Below are 20560 nucleotides of genomic sequence, written 5' to 3' on the forward strand. Positions count from 1 at the left end.
GTCGACACGGTTCAGATAGACAACCGCAACGCCAGCGCCGCCGGCGTCACCATCAACACAGTCCCGACCTACAGGTTCGGCAGCTGCTACAAGGGAAAGGTCACTGCTTTTTATGCTGCTCAACCCACAGCGCATACGCATCGATGAATTTTTGCAGAAACGGCCTGACCGACTCCGACAACTTGCCCGCCTCGTCGAATGCTGAACCAGCGCCACCCAGGTAGGCCTCCGGTTGCTGCATGCACGGCACATTGAGAAACACCATGGACTGGCGCACGTTGTGGTTGGCGCCAAATCCGCCGACGGCGCCCGGTGAAGCGCTGATCACCGCACCCGGCTTGCCGTTCCAGGCGCTCTTGCCATAAGGGCGCGACCCCACGTCAATCGCATTCTTCAATGGCGCCGGTACCGAACGGTTATATTCCGGGGTCACGAACAGCACCGCGTCGGATGAACTCACTTGTTGTCGGAAAGTGCTGTAGGCTGCCGGCGGTGATTCGCCATCGATGTCTTCGTTGTAGAGCGGCAAATCGCCGATTTCGACGATGTTCAGCTTCAGATTGGCAGGCGCCAGCTCGGCCAGCGCCAGCGCGACCTTGCGGTTGATCGATGCTTTTCTCAGGCTGCCGACCAGAACGGCGATCTCGTAGACGTTGCTCATGGAAGATTCTCGACTGTCCGATGGGAAGAGCTTCTAGTTATAGATGATCAAATGACGATTCAACCAGCGGGCGACGGAAAAACACCGCCCCTGACTATTTTTTTCCTGTAGGAAAACTTACCTCGCCCAACCACGGTCTACAGAACCGCAAATTGAGTGATTTATCTCCAGAGGTTCTAAGCAGATGGCAGCAGTACTCGTCGGTCAGTTCCATGCAAGAGACGCGGAAGGCCGCGTTTATTCCGTGCATGAGTTCCAGGAATCCACCCCGTCGCACGACGGCCTCGCCGGCTCGGTGCCTGTCACCACCTATAAGCTGGCCATTGGCGACCGGCTCAACAAACTCGACGGCAACGAATTTGTGCTGGTGCAATCGGGCGTCACCCTCACTCGCGAACCTGAACCGAACGTGGCCTCATAACTCGCTGTTATGAGCAGAAGTCATATGCGCGCACTTGAGTTAGGATTCAGTGACTGACTCCCTCACCTGCTGAACATGGACTTCACGCATGCGTTTACGTCATATCGAAGTGATCCAGGCGCTCCTGCAGACCGGTCACCTGGGCACCGCCGCCGAATGGCTGCAGCTGCCAGTGGCCGAGGTTGAACGCACCCTGCGGGATGCCGAGGATCAGTTGGGTTTCATGCTGTTTGCCAGCGTGCGTGGTCGTCTGCAAGCCACGCGCGAAGCACGGGAGCTGCAAGTCGAGATCGCCCACGTCTACGAAGCCCTTGAGCCGGTCCAGCGACTGGCCAGCAGCCTCAAGCAATATTTGGCCCCGCCCCTGCGCATCATCTGCACCCCGCCGTTGGCACAACACCTGTTGCCACACAGCATCGCGGCCCTGCGCCGACGCCTCCCCGACGCACCTTGCACCCTCCTGAGCCAGCCGACCGGCGCGATTGTCAGAAGCCTGCTGCTGCGTGAAAGCGATCTGGGCCTGAGCCTGCATGACCCGGACCACGCCGATATCCATTGCCAGGTCATCGCTCAAGGCAAGCTCCAGCTACTGGCACCCCATGGCTGGCTGCAACCGAAACAGAAGTACATCTCGCTACAGGACCTGGCCGGCCAGTCGATGGTTGGCCTGGAAGGTCACGATCCGTTAAGCCCGGCACTGGACAACAAGCTGCATGCGCTGCGCCCTGCCCCGGTCATTCAGACACGGGTACAGACTCATCAGATGATGCGCAGCATGGTCGAGGCCGGTGAAGGTCTGGCGATCGTCGACCCATTTACCGCCCTCGGCGCCAAATCGGCCGGGCTCGATGCCTGCCCGCTGGCGCCTGCCGTGCCGATCAGCGTGTATGCCTTGAGCCTGAAGAGCGCCGAGCCCTCTGCGGCCGTTCAAGCGCTGCTGGACATCATCACGGAACAAGCCGTGGCGATGCTGGCGAGCTGAGCGGGTTTTCCAGCGGATTATCGAATAATCGATACCAGAACAATGCCATTTCAGCGGTATTCGGATCGATTCCGCGATAGCGCAAGTGATCGATTCCGCCGACCACATAGCCACAGCGCTCATAAAGCCGACAGGCGCCCAGGTTGTTGTTCTGGGTTTCCAACATGATGCCCGGCAGTTTTTTCTTGCGACTCCAGAACTGCGCCACGTCGAGCAACGCCCTGGCCACGCCATGACGGCGTGCCGGCGCATGCACCGCCAATTCATCGATATGGGCGAAGCCGTTCCAGTTGGTGCTGACCACTAAATGCCCCACCGGCTCGTCATCCAGATAGGCCATGAAAATTTCACTGTCGGCGGCATCGCGAAAACTGCTGAATTCCTCGGGATCAATGCCGTAACACTTGCGATACGGGGTGATTGGCGTCACCGGCCACTGCGCCACCGGCTTACCGATTTGCGCGGCACCATAGGCGGCGACTTCAAAACTGAAATCACTGCCCCAGATATAAGCCGCAAACCCCTCATCGGCGACACGCACCGAGAGGCCTGGGTATTTGGGATTCATGACTGGTTGCATACTCGGAAAGGTCCTCATTCCTTGATGCAATCGACGGTGTAATGCCGTCCATTGCCCTCGTCTTCGTGTTGCAAGCCATGCACATCGGCGACAAATCCGGGAAAGCTGCTGTCGAACGTACGGGCAAACTTCAGGTAATCGATGATCGAACGGGTCGACTCGGTGAACCGCTCGCCGGGCATGATCAACGGGATCCCCGGCGGGTATGGCACCAGCATTACCGCTGCGATCCGCCCGTCCAGAGCATCGATCGAAACAGCCTCAACCTCCCCGCGTACTAATTGATCATAGGCGTCCGCCGGCTTCATCGCGACTTCCGGCAGTACGGTGTACATGCGTTTGAGGTGTTTGGCCGTGGCATTGCTGCGATAACAGGCGTGCAATTGATCACACAGATCGCGCAAACCCATGCCTTGATAACGGGCAATATTGTGTTGTGCCACGCACGGCAGGCAGGTGGCCAGACTGACATTGGCGTCGTAACTGCGCTTGAACTCCAGCAACTCGGTCAGCAGCGTGCTCCATTTGCCCTTGGTGATGCCCATGGAGAACAGCACCAGGAACGAATACAGCCCGGTCTTTTCCACGACCAGTCCGCGTTCCCAGAGGAATTTGCTGACCACCGCCGCCGGAATACCCCGCGCGCTCAGGGCACCGCCCGCCGTCAAACCCGGCATCACCAGCGTGACCTTGATCGGATCGAGCAGCACGTAGTCGTCGGTCACGCCGCCAAAGCCGTGCCAATCGGCGTCGGGTTGCAGCAACCAGTCTTCGGTGACTACCTGTTCGATACCTTCGGCCGAGGGTGGTTGCCAGATGGAAAACCACCAGTCATCGGCGGCGATGTGCTGACGCAGATTGGCCAGGGCCCGGCGAAAGCTCAGGGCCTCGTCGAACATTTCCTGCAACAGCGAACGGCCAGCCGGCCCTTCCATCATCGCCGAGGCCACGTCCAGCGAAGCAATGATGCTGTACTGCGGCGAGGTCGAGATGTGCATCATGAACGCTTCGTTGAAACGGTCGCGATCGAGCTGCCGCGCACCGCCGTCCTGAACGTGAATCATCGACGCCTGACTGAACGCCGCCAGCAATTTGTGCGTGGAGTGCGTAGTGAACACCAGCGGGCTGTCTTCACTGCGAGAGGTGCCCATGCCGTAACGGCCGGCGAAGAACTCATGAAATGCTGCGTAGGCGTACCAGGCCTCGTCGAAATGCAAGACCTCGACGCTGTTGCCCAGGCTCTGCTTGATCAATTCGGCGTTGTAACAGAGGCCGTCGTAAGTCGAATTGGTCACCACCGCCAACTTGACCTTGGGTTCGCGGCCCTTGGTCAGCGGGCTGGCTTCGATCTTGGCCTGGATCGATTCACGGCTGAATTCGCTCAACGGAATCGGGCCGATAATTCCCAGCTCATTGCGTTCCGGGCACAGGTACAGCGGAATCGCGCCGGTCATGATGATCGAATGCAGCACCGACTTGTGGCAGTTGCGATCCACCAGCACCAGGTCATCGCGGGCCACCATGGAATGCCAGACGATCTTGTTGGCGGTCGAGGTGCCATTGATCACGAAAAAGGTGTGATCGGCGCCGAAATTACGCGCGGCTCTCGCTTCCGCTTCGGCCAGCGGGCCGGTGTGATCGAGCAGCGAACCGAGTTCCGGTACCGACACCGACAAATCCGAACGCAGGGTGTTTTCCCCGAAAAACTGGTGAAACGCCTGCCCCACCGGACTCTTGTGATACGCCACACCGCCGCCATGGCCGGGGGTGTGCCAGGAATAATTGGAATCGGCGGTGTGCTGCACCAGCGCCTTGAAAAACGGCGGCAACAGACCGTCCAGATATTTGCGCGCCGCGCGGGCAACCTGACGGGCAAGGAAGGGCACGGTGTCTTCGAACAAATAAAGAATGCCGCGCAGTTGATTGAGCTCGGCCATGGCGTCAGCCGGGGCATTTTCCAGGGTCACCTGTTCGCCCAGGGCAAAGATCGGCAGGTCCGGCGCCCTAACCCGTGCCAGGCGGATCAGCTCCGCCATGTTATGCAGAAGATGAGCATTGGTGCTGGCGTCTTCGGCGGCAATCAACATGCAAGAGAGGCCGTGATGGGTCGAGGCGACCAGACGCCCTTCGTTGTAATCGACCGCCGAGACGATGCTGAAGCCTTCCTGCTCCAGCTCCCGGGCGATGCCACGCACACGATCACCGGCAACGGTGTCGGCCTTGATGTCGCGGTGGACGATCAGGACCGGAAATTTCAAATCTTTATACATGGTGCTCGGTGTCCTGAGACGGCAGACCGTGGCCTGCCAATAACCTCAGGGTAGAGGGTTGGAGCGCATGTGGCGAGGGGGATGCCCTGAAGTGGGGCGTGGATGCGTGTGAAGATCAAAAGATCGCAGCCTGCGGCAGCTCCTACAGGATCGGGGCCACCGTTGATTTGATGGCCGACACGGTTGGCGTAGGAGCTGCCGAAGGCTGCGATCTTTTCAGGCCTGAGCCTTGGCCTCAGCCAATTGTTGCCAAAGCGACGGAGCACCAGCGGATTTTGCGATGGCCTCCAGGCGCGCAATGTGCTGGGCCAGATCTTCTTCACTGGCGCGGATGATCCGGATCGGCTGACGATCGGCCGGCAGACGACGGATTTCGGTGGCGGAGTTATCCGCGCCCTCACCTGAACCATTGCCATCGGACGCGTTACCGGCCAGCGACAGGCTGGTCTGGCCGCCGGTCATGGTCAGGTAGACGTCGGCGAGAATCTCGGAGTCGAGCAAGGCGCCGTGCAGCTCACGGCCGGAGTTGTCGACGCCATAGCGTTTGCACAAGGCGTCGAGGCTGTTGCGCTGCCCCGGGTGACGTTCCCGGGCCATCATCAGGGTGTCGAGGATCGAGCAGTGTTGCGTGATGTCCGCGCGATCGTGGTGGCCCATCAGGGCGAATTCGTTGTTGATGAAGCCAACGTCGAACGCCGCGTTATGGATGATCAGCTGTGCGCCCTTGATGAATTCGAAAAACTCATCGGCCACTTCAGTGAAACGCGGTTTGCCCACCAGGAATTCATTAGTGATGCCGTGGACGCCGATGGCGCCTTCGTCACTCTCGCGATCCGGTTGCAGGTAAACGTGGAAATGCCGGCCGGTCAGGCGCCGACCGATCAACTCGACACAACCGATTTCGATAATCCGGTGGCCGTCGGTCACCGGCATGCCGGTGGTTTCGGTATCGAGTACAACGGATCTGGTGGCCATCAGTGCTCAGCTCTCAACGGGTCAATCGTGCAAAAACGGCGATGTTAACACGCTCGCGAGATCGAGCGCGCGCCGCCACATAACCGGCACTGATGTTGTGAACACGGCCCTTGTAGGAGCTGCCGAAGGCTGCGATCTTTTGGCGGTTTCGGAATTGCCGAAGATCAAGATCAAAAGATCGCAGCCTTCGGCAGCTCCTACAGGGGCGCGCGGTCCCAGGCGGCATTCCCGCCCAGAGGGTGGGAACGATCATGACGGGGGAATTGCGCGGTTTTAGGCCTGCTTGTACCCACGCACTTCATCAACGCCACGGTTGGCCAGTTGGTCGGCCCGTTCGTTGCCATGATGGCCGATGTGCCCGCGCACCCATTTCCAGGTGACGTTGTGGCGGTTGACCTGCTCGTCGAGCAGCTTCCACAGATCGGCGTTTTTCACCGGCTCCTTGGCCGCGGTTTTCCAGCCGCGTTTCTTCCAGTTGGCCATCCACTCGTTGATGCCTTTCATCACGTACTGGGAGTCGGTCACCAGCAGTACGTCGCAGGAACGCTTGAGCTCTTCCAGGCCACGGATCGCGCCCATCAACTCCATGCGGTTGTTTGTGGTGTTGGCTTCGCCGCCCCAGAGTTCCTTTTCAACGCCCTTGCACACCAGCAATGCACCCCAGCCGCCCGGGCCAGGGTTGCCCTTACAGGCGCCATCGGTGAAGAGTTCTACGCTATCGCTCATGCCAATCTATCCAGAAAATGCGGTGGCTCGCCGATCGGTGACCGACGATGCCCGAGGCCGGGGCGAACCCGGCCGGGAAAATAAAATGTGTATTACGGTTCGAGGTGACGACGGTTGACCTTGGCCATCGGCAAGGGAATCAGTTTGCCCATCGGTTCGCGCCGTTCCTGACGCACCGGCCGCAGGCCCACCACAATCTTGCGCGCGACCAATAAATAGAAGCCACCACCCGACAACTGCCAGTCACCGGCCTTGCGCTCCCAACCGGCCAGACGGGCTTGCCAGGCAGGCGACGCAAGCGGCGGACGATAGCACCCGAAGCGGCGTTTCTCCAGCGCGAAGCCCAGCAGATTCAGCCAGTCGCCAACCCGCGACGGCGAAATGCAACGGGCCTTGCGCAAGGCGTCATGGGCGAACACATGACGCAGGCCCCAACTGCTCCAGGGGTTGATCCCGACAATCAGCAGATGCCCGCCGGGCCGAACGCTGCTCGCCGCTTCGCGCAGCAAACCGTGGGGCGACAGGCAGAAATCCAGCCCGTGCTGCAACACCACCACATCGGCGGCGTGCTCGCTCAAAGGCCAGGCCTGCTCTTCGCAAACGATCTCCACACCCGGCAACGGCGCACCGAGCCGCACATTGCGCTGGACCTGCGGCGCCGACGGCGGCGTCTGCGCCGAAGGGCCGTAATGCACCAGGTAGCCGCCGAAGAAGCGCCCCAACTCGTCTTCGAGCATGCGTCGTTCTTCGTCCAGCAGAAATTGCCCGATGGGGCCGGACAGCCATTCACGGGCCGCGCTGATCAATGTCAGCCACTCAGGATCGGCCTGAGCGAACGCTTTATCGGTCATTGCATTCTCCAACGCGCCAGGAAGTTCTAAGATGCGCCAATGTTTTCCGCTTGGCGAATCCGACGATGATACAGATCAGTGCCCTGCCCGCCTTCACCGACAACTACATCTGGTTGTTACAAGACCACAGCACCCAGCGCTGCGCCGTGGTCGATCCGGGCGATGCCGCGCCAGTACAAGCCTGGCTCGCGGCGCACACAGGTTGGGTGTTAAGCGATATTTTGATCACTCATCACCATCATGACCATGTCGGCGGCGTCGAGCGGCTGAAAAAAGCGACAGACGCGACAGTCTACGGCCCGGCCAGCGAAAGCATCCCGGCGCGGGACGTGGCACTCAAGGACAATGACCGCATCAGCGTGCTGGGCTGGGACTTCGAAGTCATCGAAGTACCAGGCCATACCCTCGGACACATTGCCTTTTATCACCAGGGCCATTTGTTTTGCGGTGACACCCTGTTCGCCGCCGGTTGCGGGCGCCTGTTCGAAGGCACGCCGGAGCAAATGCATCACTCGCTGAGCCGCCTCGCGGCGCTGCCCGAAGACACGCTGGTCTACTGCACTCACGAATACACCCTGAGCAACCTGAAGTTTGCCGCAGCGGTCGAACCGGGCAATCCGGACACCGCCGCACGTCTGGAAAAAGTCACCGCACAACGTGAAGCCGGAATCATGACGCTGCCCTCTACTCTGGCGCTTGAAAAGCGTACCAACCCGTTTTTGCGTGTCGACGAAACATCCGTTAAAGAAAAAGTGGACGAACGGAATGGAACCCAAAACCGGGCTCCGAGTGCGGTTTTTGCTGCTCTACGCGCTTGGAAAGATAAGTTCTAAGTAGCCATCACGTTGGTACAAAAATTCTGAATGGTTGACCGCAGGGGGTGCGCTTTCTAGAATCGCCCGACATTTTTGCCCGGAACTTACTTCCAGCCAATGTCGTCACCTATTCGTAAAGCCATCAATTCAGACGCATTGACCCGCTTGGCTCAAGCCATCGCGGTGGCTGTGTCCGCCACTTTGGCGGGCTGTTCCAGCCATGTGCCGCAGACCGAAGCGACACACACTCCGAACATCGCCGCTCGAGCCAAGCAAAAACCTGTCTGGCTCAGCGAAAAACCAACACCGCAAATTCCACAGGACGTCTGGGAGCGCATGCGCCAGGGCTTCCAGTTGCAGGACAACCTGGGCGTCAACCCGCGCATCGAGCAACAGCGCCTGTGGTTCGCCAGTAATCCGTCCTTCCTCGAAAACGCCGGCGAACGCGGCAGCCTTTACATTCACTACATCGTCGAACGCCTTGAAGAACGCAACATGCCGCTGGAACTGGCGCTATTGCCGGTGATTGAAAGCGCCTACAACCCGATGGCCTATTCCCGGGCCGATGCGGTTGGCTTGTGGCAATTCATCCCTTCCACCGGGCGTTACTTCAACCTGCGTCAAACCCGTTTCTATGATGGCCGTCGCGATATCACCGCCTCGACCACCGCGGCCATGGATTACCTGACCCGCCTGCACGACATGTTCAACGGCGACTGGCTGCTGGCCCTGGCGGCGTACAACGCCGGCGAAGGCACGGTCAGCCGGGCCATCGAGCGCAACGAACGACTCGGCCTGCCGACCGACTACTGGAACCTGCCGCTACCAGCGGAAACCCAGGCCTATGTGCCGAAGCTGCTGGCCCTGTCGCAAGTGGTCCTGGCGCCCGACGCCTATGGCGTGAACCTCAACCCGATCGCCAATGAACCGTACTTCCAGGTCGTCGAAATCAACCAGCGCATGGACCTGTCCAAGGTTGCCGCCGTCGCCAATATCGACGAAGACGAACTGTTCCAGCTCAACCCGGCCTTCAAGCAGCGCACCACCATCGACGGCCCCCAGCATCTGCTGGTGCCAACGTCCAAGGCGCAACTGCTGACCGCCAGCCTGTCGACCATGCGTCCTGAAGAGTTGATCAGCCAGCGATCGCTCAAGCCGGTGTTCGAAGGGGCAGACGACAGCGAAATCGCCAGCCTCAAGCGCGCCTATCGGGTCAAACGCGGCGACAATCTGGGCACCATCGCCAAGGCCAACAAGGTCGACATCAAGGACCTGCAACGCTGGAACAAACTGACCGGCAAGAACCTCAAGGTCGGCCAGACCCTGGTGATGCAGGACACCGCCAAGGGCAAATCCGGGCGCGTCAACACCGTGGTCGCGGCGAACAGCAAGACCAACGGCAAGGTAACCAACAAAACGCAACAGACCCAATACAAGGTCAAGCAAGGCGACTCGCTGTACATGGTCGCCAAACGCTTCAACGTTGAAATGCAGCACCTCAAGCGCTGGAACCCTCGGGTTGGCCAGGCGCTGAAACCGGGGCAGATGCTGACGGTTGCTTCGCCGCATTAAGATTGATGTGATGCCGAAAAGATCGCAGCCTTCGGCAGCTCCTACAGATAATGCGTACATCCAATCAATCGCGGGTGTACCTGATCGGTGTAGGAGCTGCCGCAGGCTGCGATTTTTTTCGACCCGCCCCCGCATTAAGCCCTCGTTAACCCCCCGTCTTTTTCCTGTCGATACAAGCTGTTACTGTACGGCCCACAAAGCCCAAGCCGCCTGGATCGGATCTCTGACTTGAAGCGTCCCCTCCTCCTGCTCCTGATCAGCCTGGCCTTGAGCTCCCCCGCAAGCGCAATGATCAGCGAAAGCCATGGTTATGCGCAGTTCGGCACGCTCAAGTACCCGGCCAGATTTACCCACTTCGACTGGGTCAACCCGCAAGCGCCCAAGGGCGGTACGTTGCGGGTGATGGCGTTTGGCACCTTCGATACGCTCAACCCATACACCTTCAAGGGTTCGAGCCCGGTTTCCACCGCCAACTTCCTGCAATACGGCATCAACGAACTCAATGAACCGTTGATGGTCGGCACCGGCCAATACGCGCCGTCCGGCGATGAGCCGACCTCCAGTTATGGCCTGATTGCCCAATCGGTGGAATACAGCGAGGACCGCAGCTGGGTGGTGTTCAACCTGCGCCCCGAAGCGCGTTTCCACGATGGCACGCCGATCACCGCTTACGACGTGGCGTTCTCTTACCGTTTGCTGCTCAAGGAAGGTCACCCGCAATACCGCACCAACCTTCAGGAAGTGTCGCGGGTCGATATCCTCAACCCACGGCGCATCCGTTTCGTCTTCAAACGCGCCGGTAATCCGCTGCTGATCCTGCGCTTGGGCGAGTTGCCGGTGCTGCCCCAGCATTACTGGGAAGGTCGCGATTTCAAGGCCACCACGTTCGACCCGCCATTGGGCAGCGGGCCGTATCGCATCACCTCGGTAACGCCCGGGCGGCAGATCGTCTTCGAACGGGTCAAGGATTACTGGGGCAAAGACCTGCCGGTCAATCGCGGCAAGTACAATGTCGATCGCATGGAAGTCGAGTTCTACCGTGACAGCGACGTGGCTTTCGAAGCGTTCAAGGCCGGTGAGTTCGACATCTACATCGAACACCAGGCGAAGAACTGGGCCAACGGTTACAACTTCCCGGCCGTGCGCCGTGGCGATGTGATCAAGGCGCAAATCGCGCACCAGATCCCGACCCAGAGCCAGGGCCTGTTCATGAACAGCCGGCGGCCAACTTTCGCCGAGGCCAAGGTCCGCGAAGCGCTGGGGCTGATGTTCGATTTCGAGTGGACCAACCGCACGCTGTTCAGCGGCGCCTACAAACGCGCCATGAGTTATTACCCCAACAGCGAGTTCTCCGCGACCGGGCTACCGGTCGGTCATGAGTGGCTGCTGCTCAAGCCCTATCGCGATCAGTTGCCCGCCAAGCTGCTCACCGAGCCGTTCAGCCTGCCGCAGACCGAAGGCCGCGGCATTCCGCGGGAAACCATGCGCAAGGCCCTGGAGCTGCTCGCCGAGGCCGGCTGGAAGCTCAGCGGCCAGCGACTACAGAACAGCATCGGCCAACCGTTGCGTTTCGAGATCCTGCTGGTCAACCCGAACCTGGAGCGCATCCTTCAGCCTTACGTCGAGAACCTCGCCAGCATCGGCATCGACGCACGGCTGCGCACGGTCGATCGCGCCCAGTACAAACAGCGCCTCGATCAGTTCGATTTCGACATGATCCTGATGACCCTCAACCAGACCCTCAGCCCGGGCCTGGAACAATGGCAGTACTTCCACTCCAGCCAGGTCGGGGTCAAGGGCAGCAAGAATTACGCAGGTATCGCCAACCCGGTGGTCGACCATTTGCTTGAACAACTGCTCGCCGCCCAGACCCGTGATGCACAAGTCGCCGCCGGCAAGGCGCTCGACCGGGTGCTGCTGTGGCAGCACTACATCATTCCCAACTGGTACCTCAATTATCACCGCCTGGCCTACCGCAACCGGTTCGCCTTCGTCACCACGCCGCCCTACACCCTGGGCCTGAGCGCGTGGTGGCTGAAATCTTCGGAGAAAGATCGATGAAACCCGTACGCGCCCTGCTCTTGCAGGCCAGCGGCCTGTTGTTCGCCGGGCTGGCCTGCGCCGCCCCGCAACATGCCCTGACCCTGTACAACGAGCCGCCGAAATACCCGGCCGATTTCAAACATTTCGATTACGTGAACCCCGACGCGCCCAAGGGCGGGATCTTTCGCCAGGCCGGGTTCGGTGGCTTCGACAGCCTCAACCCGTTCATCAACAAAGGCGTGCCGGCCGACGACATCAGCATGATCTACGACACCCTGGCCAAACAGGGCCTGGATGAGCCGTTTACCGAATATGGCCTGATCGCCGGCAAAATCGAAAAAGCTCCGGACAACAGTTGGGTGCGCTTCTACCTGCGTCCCGAAGCACGCTTCCACGACGGCCATCCGGTGCGTGCCGAAGATGTGGTGTTCAGCTTCCAGACCCTGATCAAGGACGGCGCCCCGCTCTTCCGCGGCTATTACAGCGACGTGGAGGAAGTGGTCGCCGAAGACCCGCTCAAAGTGCTGTTCAAGTTCAAGCACAATAACAACCGTGAATTGCCGCTGATCCTCGGCCAATTGCCGGTGCTGCCCAAGCATTGGTGGGCCACCCGCGATTTCAACAAGGGCAACCTGGAACTGCCGCTGGGCAGCGGCCCGTACAAGGTCAGCGAAGTCAAGGCTGGGCGGTCGGTGCGCTATGAGCGGGTCAAGGATTACTGGGGCAAGGATCTGCCGGTCAATCGCGGCTTCTACAACTTCGACGTGCTGACCACTGACTACTACCGCGACAACACCGTCGCGCTGGAAGCGCTCAAGGCCGGTCAGTTCGACTACTGGCTGGAATCGGCCGCGAAAAACTGGGCCAAGGCCTACAACATTCCGGCGGTGGCCGAAGGTCGGCTGATCAAGGAAGAAATCCCGAACGGCAACCCCACCGGCATGCAAGGCTTCGTGTTCAACCTGCGCCGCCCGGTGTTTCAGGATGTGCGTGTGCGTCAGGCACTGACCCTGTTGCTGGACTTCGAATGGACCAACAAGCAACTGTTCAACGGCGCCTACGCGCGCACCCGCAGTTACTTCGAAAACTCGGAAATGGCCGCCACCGGCCTCCCCGACGCCGATCAGTTGGCGATCCTGGACCCATTGCGCGGCAAGATTCCCGAGCAAGTGTTCAGCGAGGCGTTCCAGAACCCGGTGACCGACGCCAGCGGCATGATCCGCACCCAGCAACGCAAGGCCTATCAACTACTGCAAGAAGCCGGCTGGCGGATCGTCGACGACAAAATGGTCGACGCCACCGGCAAACCGGTGACCATCGAATTCCTGCTGGCCCAGACCGAGTTCGAGCGGGTGCTGCTACCGTTCAAGCGCAACCTCAGCGACCTGGGCATCGACCTGGTGATCCGCCGGGTCGACGTCTCGCAATACATCAACCGCGTGCGCTCCCGGGACTTCGACATGATCGTCGGCAGCTTCCCGCAGTCCAACTCGCCGGGTAACGAACAGCGCGAGTTCTGGATGACGGCCGCGGCCGACAAACCCGGCAGCCGCAACTCCATGGGCCTGAAAGACCCGGTGGTGGATCAACTGGTCGAGCAACTGATCAACGCCGATTCGCGGCAAAGCCTGGTCGCCCACGCCAGGGCGCTGGACCGGGTGCTGCAATGGGGCTATTACGTGATCCCCAACTGGCACATCAAGACCTGGCGCGTGGCGTACTGGAACCACATCGGCCACCCGAAGGTTTCGCCCAAATATGACATCGGCATCAATACCTGGTGGGTCAAGCCCGACGCGACATTGCCGATAGAAGTCGAAACCAAACTGCAAGCCGACCCTGCGGGCACGGAGTAATCAGATGCTGGCGTATATTTTTCGGCGACTGCTGCTGATCATCCCGACCCTGCTCGGCATTTTGCTGATCAACTTCGTGATCATCCAGGCCGCCCCCGGTGGGCCGGTGGAACAGATGATCGCCAAGCTCGAAGGCTTCGAAGGCGCCACCAGCCGCATTGCCGGCGGCGGTGCCGAGGTGTCGGTGGCCGGCTCGGCCTATCGTGGGGCGCAAGGCCTGGACCCGGCGCTGGTCAAGGAAATCGAGCACATGTACGGCTTCGATAAATCGGCGCCGGAACGTTTGTGGATCATGATCAAGAACTACGCCACCCTGGATTTCGGCGACAGCTTCTTCCGCGACGCCAAGGTCATCGACCTGATCAAGGAAAAGATGCCGGTATCGATCTCCCTCGGGTTGTGGAGCACGCTGATCATGTACCTGGTGTCGATCCCGCTGGGGATCGCCAAGGCGACGCGACACGGCAGCCACTTCGACGTCTGGACCAGTTCGGCGATCATCGTCGGCTACGCGATCCCGGCGTTCCTGTTTGCCATCTTGCTGATTGTGGTGTTCGCCGGCGGCAGCTATTTCGACTGGTTTCCGTTGCGGGGCCTGACCTCGAACAACTTCGATGAGCTGAGCACTGGCGGCAAGATCCTCGATTACTTCTGGCACCTGGCACTGCCGGTGACCGCATTGGTGATCGGCAACTTCGCAACCATGACCTTGCTGACCAAGAACAGCTTCCTCGATGAAATCAACAAGCAGTATGTAGTCACCGCCAAGGCCAAGGGCCTGACCCGCCACCGCGTGTTGTACGGCCATGTGTTCCGCAACGCCATGCTACTGGTGATCGCCGGTTTCCCCTCGGCGTTCATCGGGATCTTCTTCACCGGCTCGTTGCTGGTGGAAGTGATCTTCTCCCTCGACGGCATGGGACTGATGAGTTTCGAGGCGGCGATCAACCGCGATTACCCGGTGGTCTTCGGCACGCTGTTTATCTTCACCCTGCTGGGGCTGGTGGTGAAATTGATCGGTGACCTGACTTACACCTTTGTCGATCCGCGCATCGACTTCGAAAGCCGGGAGCATTGAGATGAACTTTTCCCCTCTCAATCGCCGACGTTTCGAACTGTTCAAGGCCAACAAACGTGGCTGGTGGTCGTTGTGGCTGTTCCTGATTCTGTTCGGCGCAAGCCTCGGTGCAGAACTGATCGCCAACGACAAACCGCTGGTGGTGCATTACGACAACGCCTGGTACTTCCCGGCCCTCAAGCGCTACCCGGAAACCGCGTTCGGCGGCGAATTCCCGCTGGAAGCCAACTACAAGAGCCCGTACATCCGCGAACTGCTCAAGGCCAAGGACGCCTGGGTGGTGTGGGCGCCGATCCCCTACAGCTACCAGAGCATCAACTACGACCTGAAAGTCCCGGCCCCCGCGCCGCCTTCGGCCGATAACCTGCTGGGCACCGACGATCAGGGCCGCGATGTGCTGGCCCGGGTGATTTATGGCTTCCGGATTTCGGTGCTGTTCGCTTTGACGCTGACCATTCTCAGCTCGATCATCGGCGTGATCGCCGGGGCCTTGCAGGGTTTCTACGGCGGCTGGGTCGATCTGGCCGGGCAGCGTTTTCTGGAGATCTGGTCCGGGTTGCCGGTGCTGTACCTGCTGATCATTCTGGCCAGTTTTGTGCAACCGAATTTCTGGTGGCTGCTGGGGATCATGCTGCTGTTCTCGTGGATGAGCCTGGTGGATGTGGTGCGCGCCGAGTTCCTGCGCGGCCGGAATCTGGAATACGTGCGCGCGGCCCGGGCGCTGGGTATGCAGAATGGTGCGATCATGTTCCGCCACATCCTGCCCAACGCCATGGTCTCGACCATGACCTTCATGCCGTTCATCCTGACCGGCGCCATCGGCACGCTGACCGCCTTGGATTTCCTCGGCTTCGGCCTGCCGCCGGGCGCGCCGTCCCTGGGTGAACTGGTGGCCCAGGGCAAATCCAACCTGCAAGCGCCGTGGCTGGGTATGAGTGCGTTTGCGGTGCTGGCGTTGATGTTGAGTCTGCTGGTGTTCATCGGCGAGTCCGCTCGCGATGCCTTCGACCCGAGGAAGTGAAATGAATCAGGACAATCTGATCGAAGTGCGCGACCTGGCCGTCGAATTTGTCGTCGGTGAACGCGTGCAGCGGGTGGTCGAGGGCGTGAGCTTCGACATCAAGCGCGGCGAAACCCTGGCGCTGGTGGGCGAAAGCGGCTCCGGTAAATCGGTGACCGCCCACTCGATCCTGCGGCTGCTGCCCTACCCGCTGGCCCGGCACCCGTCCGGCACCATCACTTATTCCGACCGGAATCTGCTGGACCTGAAAGAGAAAACCATCCGCCACATCCGCGGCAACCGGATTGCGATGATCTTTCAAGAGCCGATGACCTCGCTCAATCCGCTGCATTCGATCGAAAAACAGATCAACGAGGTGCTGGGCATCCACAAAGGCCTGACCGGCAAAGTCGCGACCAAGCGCACGCTGGAACTGCTGGAAATGGTCGGCATCCCCGAACCGGAGAAGCGTCTCAAGGCCCTGCCCCACGAATTGTCCGGCGGCCAGCGCCAGCGGGTAATGATCGCGATGGCCCTGGCCAATGAGCCGGAATTGCTGATCGCCGACGAACCGACCACGGCCCTGGACGTGACCGTTCAACTGAAAATTCTCGAACTGCTCAAGGAATTACAGGCCCGTCTGGGCATGGCGTTGTTACTGATCAGTCACGATTTGAACCTAGTACGAAGAATTGCGCATCGGGTATGTGTCATGCAGCGCGGTTGCATCGTCGAACAGGCATCGTGCGAAGAATTGTTCCGCGCGCCGCAGCATCCGTACACGCGGGAACTGCTGGCAGCGGAGCCCAGCGGGACGCCTGCGACCAATGTGATTGGCCCGCCGTTGCTGCAGGTCGAGGACCTGAAAGTCTGGTTCCCGATCAAGAAAGGCTTTCTGAAAAAGACCGTGGACCATATCAAAGCGGTAGACGGCATCAATTTCAGCCTGCCCCAGGGCCAGACCCTGGGGATTGTGGGAGAAAGCGGTTCCGGCAAGTCGACGCTCGGCCTGGCGATTTTGCGGCTGATCGGTAGCAAAGGCACCATCCGTTTTGAAGGCAAGCAGCTAGACTGCCTGACGCAGAGCGAAGTTCGGCCGCTGCGCCGGGAAATGCAGGTGGTGTTTCAGGACCCTTTCGGCAGCCTGAGCCCACGGATGTGCGTGAGCCAGATCGTCGGCGAAGGCCTGCGGATCCACAAGATGGGCACCGAGGCAGAACAGGAACAAGCGATTATTGCGGCACTCAAGGAGGTAGGTCTGGACCCGGAAACCCGGCACCGCTACCCCCACGAATTTTCCGGTGGGCAACGGCAAAGAATCGCCATTGCCCGGGCATTAGTGCTAAAACCGGCGTTGATTCTGCTGGACGAGCCGACTTCGGCCCTCGACCGCACCGTGCAACGCCAAGTGGTGGAGCTGCTACGTTCACTGCAAACCAAGTACAACCTGACGTATTTGTTTATCAGCCATGACCTGGCTGTCGTCAAAGCGCTGAGCCACCAGCTGATGGTGGTCAAGCATGGCCAAGTGGTCGAACAGGGAGACGCGCAGAGTATCTTTGCCGCCCCCCAACATCCGTATACACAGCAGTTGCTGGAAGCCGCTTTTCTGGCACCAGCCACTGCGCAATAAACCTGAAAAGAGGAGCAACACATGGGTTTTCTCGCCGGTAAGCGCGTACTGATCGTCGGTGTCGCCAGCAAGCTGTCCATCGCATCCGGCATCGCTGCCGCCATGCATCGCGAGGGCGCTGAGCTTGCCTTCACTTATCAGAACGACAAACTCAAGGGTCGTGTCGAAGAGTTCGCACAAGGCTGGGGCTCGAGCCCTGAGCTGTGCTTCCCGTGCGACGTGGCCAGCGATGAAGAAATCGCCAAGGTCTTCGAAGCACTGAGCAAGAAGTGGGACGGCCTGGACTGCATCGTGCATTCCGTCGGCTTCGCCCCGGGCGACCAACTGGACGGCGACTTCACCGAAGCCACCACCCGTGAAGGTTTCCGCATCGCTCACGACATCAGCGCCTACAGCTTCGTGGCCCTGGCCAAGGCTGGTCGCGAAATGATGAAAGGCCGCAATGGCAGCCTGCTGACCCTGTCCTACCTGGGCGCCGAGCGCACCATGCCGAACTACAACGTGATGGGCATGGCCAAGGCTTCTTTGGAAGCTGGCGTGCGTTACCTGGCCGGCTCCCTGGGCCCGGATGGCACCCGCGTGAACTGCGTATCGGCTGGCCCGATCCGCACCCTCGCCGCTTCCGGCATCAAGAACTTCCGCAAGATGCTGGCCGCCAACGAAGCGCAAACCCCGCTGCGTCGTAACGTCACCATCGACGAAGTCGGCAACGCCGGCGCCTTCCTGTGCTCGGACCTGGCGTCCGGCATCAGCGGCGAAATCATGTACGTGGACGGCGGCTTCAACACCACCGCCATGGGCAACATCGAAGAGTGATCTTCGGTTAGCCATGAAAAACCCGCCGATTGGCGGGTTTTTTATGCCTGCCATTCAAAAATCGATGCAATCCCCCTGTGGGAGCGAGCCTGCTCGCGATGACGATGTCAGACGCACTGCATGTATCGACTGACGAACCGCTATCGCGAGCAGGCTCGCTCCCACAGGGGATGGTGTTCAGCCGTCAATTGGAGACAGACATCGGGCAAACAGTCGTTGAATCGGCAGGCTGCGCTGGCTATAACGCTGCAACAGCACGATCTCCCGGTAGAACGTCAGCTCACCCAACGGGATGATCCGCACCTTCGCCCCATGCTCAAGCCACAGCCCAGCCTCGGGCAATAGCGAAACACCCAGCCCGCATTCGACCATTTTGACGATAGCTTCCAGCTCATCCAGCTCCAGAGCTACCTGCACATCAATCTGCTGCTCACGTAAAAAGCGAGTCACCAAGCGCCCACCGAAAGAATTGCGGTCGTAGCGTACGTGGGGATGGTTGGCGAGTAACTGCAGCGGGTCGTCGCCCTCAAGGTCTGCCGGCACGATCAGCACAAACGGCTCCCGGCGAATGACTTGCACCGACAATTCCTTGGGCAATTCAAACGGTGGCTTGATCAGAATCGCCAGATCCACTTCGCCGGTGTCCACCTGACTCAACAGGCTCAGGGATACCCCCGGCACCAGCTTCGCCTCCAGCAATGGCGCCTGCTGCCGGAGTCGCAACAGCGCGCCCGGCAACAACCCGGTCTGGACGGTGGCCACCGCGCCGATCTTCAATTCGCCACGAAACTCGCCGACGCTATCACTGACGGCCATGCGGCTGAAGGTCTCAAGGATTTCCCGAGCCATCGGTAACGCCCGCTGCCCTGCGGCGTTGAGAATCGCCTGACGGCCGGTGCGATCGAACAGGCGAATGCCCAACGCCTGTTCGAGGTTGCGGATCTGCGCGCTGACCGCCGACTGGGTCAGGCCAATGTGCATGCCTGCCGCAGCGAACGTGCCATGACGTGTCACGGCAATGAAGGTTTTCAGTTCCCGCAGCATGCGGTTCTCCGATTGATCGAAATAATTTGAGCTCGTCGCAAAAACTATCGTCTTTCAATCAAAAAGCACAGGACTAAACTCGGTCTTAACTCTCAACCCGTCGAGGCACGTCCGATGCAACTGTCCCCTTTTCACTTGGCCATCCCGGTTTACGACTTGGCCGCTGCCCGGTGCTTCTATGGTGAAGTGTTCGGCCTGGAAGAAGGTCGCTCCAGCGATCACTGGGTCGATTTCAACTTTTTCGGCCATCAACTGGTCATTCATCTGGCACCGAAAAACGCTTCTCAGGAAGCCGCCCACACCAACGCCGTGGATGGCCACGACGTACCGGTGCCGCATTTCGGTGTGGTATTGGGGATGGCGGAATGGGAGGCCCTGGCCGAGCGTTTGAAAGCCCTTGGCACGCGCTTCGTGATCGAACCGGGTATCCGCTTTCAGGGATTGGTGGGCGAACAGGCGACGATGTTTCTCTTCGACCCCTGCGGCAATGCTCTGGAGTTCAAGGCATTCAAGAACATCGACCAGTTGTTCGCCAAATGATCCGAGCACGTTGCAGCGCTATTGCAAGACGCCATTCAACAATGACGGGCGTCGCGCAGCGCCTTATCGACCAAGGCCAGCAAGTCTTCCGCCGTCTGGTGTAGCCGAGGATCAAACTCGATCTGCCCGATACTGAAGCGAATGTCATAGCCACGATGCGCCGTGGCATTGCGTTCATCGAGTATTTCTTCGAGGCGCGCTCTGATCGCGGCGATTTCCACGGCGTCGGTGCCGGTCAACAAGGCAGCAAACTCATCGCTGCCGAGCCGGCCGATCACATCGCTTTCACGAAAGGCGATGCGTAGCACATCGGCAAAGGTTTTCAGGGCATCGTCGCCCTCGGCGCGACCGTACAGCTGGTTGATGCGTTTGAAGTCATCAAGGTCGAAAAACAGCAGCGTCGCGGGTATGCCCAACTGCTGACAGGCCTCCAGCGCCAACCGGGCCAAAGCCTCGAAGCCATGACGATTGGAGAGCAGCGTCAATTCATCCATGCTCGCCATCTGCACGCCCGTCAGTTCTTGCTCGGCCTTTCGCGCCAGGTCGCGCAATACATCGCGATCCTGCGCCGCGCTGTCGAGGATGTTCGGTGCACGCAAGGCATCTGCGCCAACGCCGGGTTTAAACGATTTGCCTGGGGTTAACATCACTCACTCCTTGATGGGTATGAACGTTAGAGTCGCTCATACCCGGTATG

General features: G+C 59.9%; 19 protein-coding genes. 11 read left to right on the forward strand and 8 right to left on the reverse strand.

Going from position 1 to position 20560, the window contains the following annotated elements; genetic code table 11:
• Nucleotides 1-100 precede the first annotated feature (100 nt).
• A complete protein-coding gene (locus tag ACZ89R_RS05685; protein ID WP_123359687.1) occupies nucleotides 101-661 on the reverse strand; it encodes an NADPH-dependent FMN reductase in 561 nt (186 codons plus the stop codon).
• Between the two features lie 184 nt (nucleotides 662-845).
• On the opposite strand from ACZ89R_RS05685, the gene ACZ89R_RS05690 reads away from it, so the two are divergent.
• Nucleotides 846-1082 carry a hypothetical protein gene (locus tag ACZ89R_RS05690; protein ID WP_429546417.1) on the forward strand — a complete coding sequence of 79 codons (237 nt, stop codon included), beginning with the start codon at nucleotides 846-848 and terminating at the stop codon, nucleotides 1080-1082.
• Between the two features lie 88 nt (nucleotides 1083-1170).
• The gene (locus tag ACZ89R_RS05695; protein ID WP_123495102.1) at nucleotides 1171-2064 is read left to right on the forward strand and encodes a LysR family transcriptional regulator; all 894 of its coding nucleotides are present in this window, start codon (nucleotides 1171-1173) and stop codon (nucleotides 2062-2064) included.
• On the opposite strand, the gene ACZ89R_RS05700 is transcribed toward ACZ89R_RS05695, so the two are convergent.
• From ACZ89R_RS05700 to ACZ89R_RS05720, 5 genes are all read right to left on the reverse strand, one after another.
• A complete protein-coding gene (locus tag ACZ89R_RS05700; RefSeq protein ID WP_429546416.1) occupies nucleotides 2030-2644 on the reverse strand; it encodes a GNAT family N-acetyltransferase in 615 nt (204 codons plus the stop codon). The two genes, ACZ89R_RS05695 and ACZ89R_RS05700, sit on opposite strands and share 35 nt — an antisense overlap.
• Nucleotides 2645-2658: 14 nt before the next feature.
• A complete protein-coding gene (locus ACZ89R_RS05705) occupies nucleotides 2659-4914 on the reverse strand; it encodes an Orn/Lys/Arg family decarboxylase (RefSeq protein WP_123495103.1) in 2256 nt (751 codons plus the stop codon).
• Nucleotides 4915-5130: 216 nt separating this feature from the next.
• Complete coding sequence (gene dnaQ / locus ACZ89R_RS05710; RefSeq protein ID WP_052964264.1) at nucleotides 5131-5889, reverse strand: DNA polymerase III subunit epsilon; 759 nt, start codon at nucleotides 5887-5889, stop codon at nucleotides 5131-5133.
• 273 nt (nucleotides 5890-6162) lie between these two features.
• Entirely contained in the window at nucleotides 6163-6615 is a 453-nt protein-coding gene (rnhA, locus tag ACZ89R_RS05715) for a ribonuclease HI (protein WP_003180633.1), read from the reverse strand.
• 92 nt (nucleotides 6616-6707) lie between these two features.
• Nucleotides 6708-7466, reverse strand: a complete 759-nt coding sequence (locus tag ACZ89R_RS05720; protein ID WP_052964263.1) for a methyltransferase domain-containing protein — start codon at nucleotides 7464-7466, stop codon at nucleotides 6708-6710.
• Nucleotides 7467-7531: 65 nt separating this feature from the next.
• Here ACZ89R_RS05720 and gloB point away from each other — a divergent pair, with 65 nt between their 5' ends.
• From gloB to fabI, 8 genes are all read left to right on the forward strand, one after another.
• The gene (gloB, locus tag ACZ89R_RS05725; protein WP_429546415.1) at nucleotides 7532-8299 is read left to right on the forward strand and encodes a hydroxyacylglutathione hydrolase; all 768 of its coding nucleotides are present in this window, start codon (nucleotides 7532-7534) and stop codon (nucleotides 8297-8299) included.
• A 99-nt stretch (nucleotides 8300-8398) separates the two neighbouring features.
• On the forward strand, nucleotides 8399-9853 hold the full coding sequence (locus ACZ89R_RS05730; RefSeq protein ID WP_429546414.1) for a transglycosylase SLT domain-containing protein: 1455 nt from the start codon (nucleotides 8399-8401) through the stop codon (nucleotides 9851-9853).
• Between the two features lie 288 nt (nucleotides 9854-10141).
• Entirely contained in the window at nucleotides 10142-11914 is a 1773-nt protein-coding gene (locus ACZ89R_RS05735; RefSeq protein ID WP_429547891.1) for an extracellular solute-binding protein, read from the forward strand.
• On the forward strand, nucleotides 11911-13752 hold the full coding sequence (locus ACZ89R_RS05740) for an extracellular solute-binding protein (RefSeq protein ID WP_429546413.1): 1842 nt from the start codon (nucleotides 11911-11913) through the stop codon (nucleotides 13750-13752). Before ACZ89R_RS05735 ends, ACZ89R_RS05740 begins: the two co-directional genes overlap by 4 nt.
• Before the next feature lie 4 nt (nucleotides 13753-13756).
• A complete protein-coding gene (locus ACZ89R_RS05745; protein WP_123495110.1) occupies nucleotides 13757-14830 on the forward strand; it encodes a microcin C ABC transporter permease YejB in 1074 nt (357 codons plus the stop codon).
• A 1-nt stretch (nucleotide 14831) separates the two neighbouring features.
• Nucleotides 14832-15851 carry an ABC transporter permease gene (locus ACZ89R_RS05750; protein ID WP_429546412.1) on the forward strand — a complete coding sequence of 340 codons (1020 nt, stop codon included), beginning with the start codon at nucleotides 14832-14834 and terminating at the stop codon, nucleotides 15849-15851.
• A gap of 1 nt (nucleotide 15852) precedes the next feature.
• Nucleotides 15853-17463 carry an ABC transporter ATP-binding protein gene (locus ACZ89R_RS05755; RefSeq protein ID WP_429546411.1) on the forward strand — a complete coding sequence of 537 codons (1611 nt, stop codon included), beginning with the start codon at nucleotides 15853-15855 and terminating at the stop codon, nucleotides 17461-17463.
• Nucleotides 17464-17484: 21 nt separating this feature from the next.
• A complete protein-coding gene (fabI, locus tag ACZ89R_RS05760; protein WP_007906751.1) occupies nucleotides 17485-18279 on the forward strand; it encodes an enoyl-ACP reductase FabI in 795 nt (264 codons plus the stop codon).
• A gap of 177 nt (nucleotides 18280-18456) precedes the next feature.
• Here the strand turns inward: fabI and ACZ89R_RS05765 are convergent, their stop codons facing one another.
• Entirely contained in the window at nucleotides 18457-19323 is an 867-nt protein-coding gene (locus ACZ89R_RS05765) for a LysR family transcriptional regulator (protein WP_429546410.1), read from the reverse strand.
• Nucleotides 19324-19437: 114 nt separating this feature from the next.
• Between ACZ89R_RS05765 and ACZ89R_RS05770 the strand changes: the two genes are divergently transcribed.
• Nucleotides 19438-19863: a VOC family protein gene (locus ACZ89R_RS05770; RefSeq protein ID WP_123495113.1), complete on the forward strand. Its 426-nt coding sequence runs from the start codon at nucleotides 19438-19440 to the stop codon at nucleotides 19861-19863.
• Between the two features lie 35 nt (nucleotides 19864-19898).
• On the opposite strand, the gene ACZ89R_RS05775 is transcribed toward ACZ89R_RS05770, so the two are convergent.
• A complete protein-coding gene (locus tag ACZ89R_RS05775; protein ID WP_429546409.1) occupies nucleotides 19899-20510 on the reverse strand; it encodes a GGDEF domain-containing protein in 612 nt (203 codons plus the stop codon).
• Nucleotides 20511-20560: the final 50 nt, after the last annotated feature.

This window comes from Pseudomonas sp. TE3728 (genome assembly GCF_056279145.1).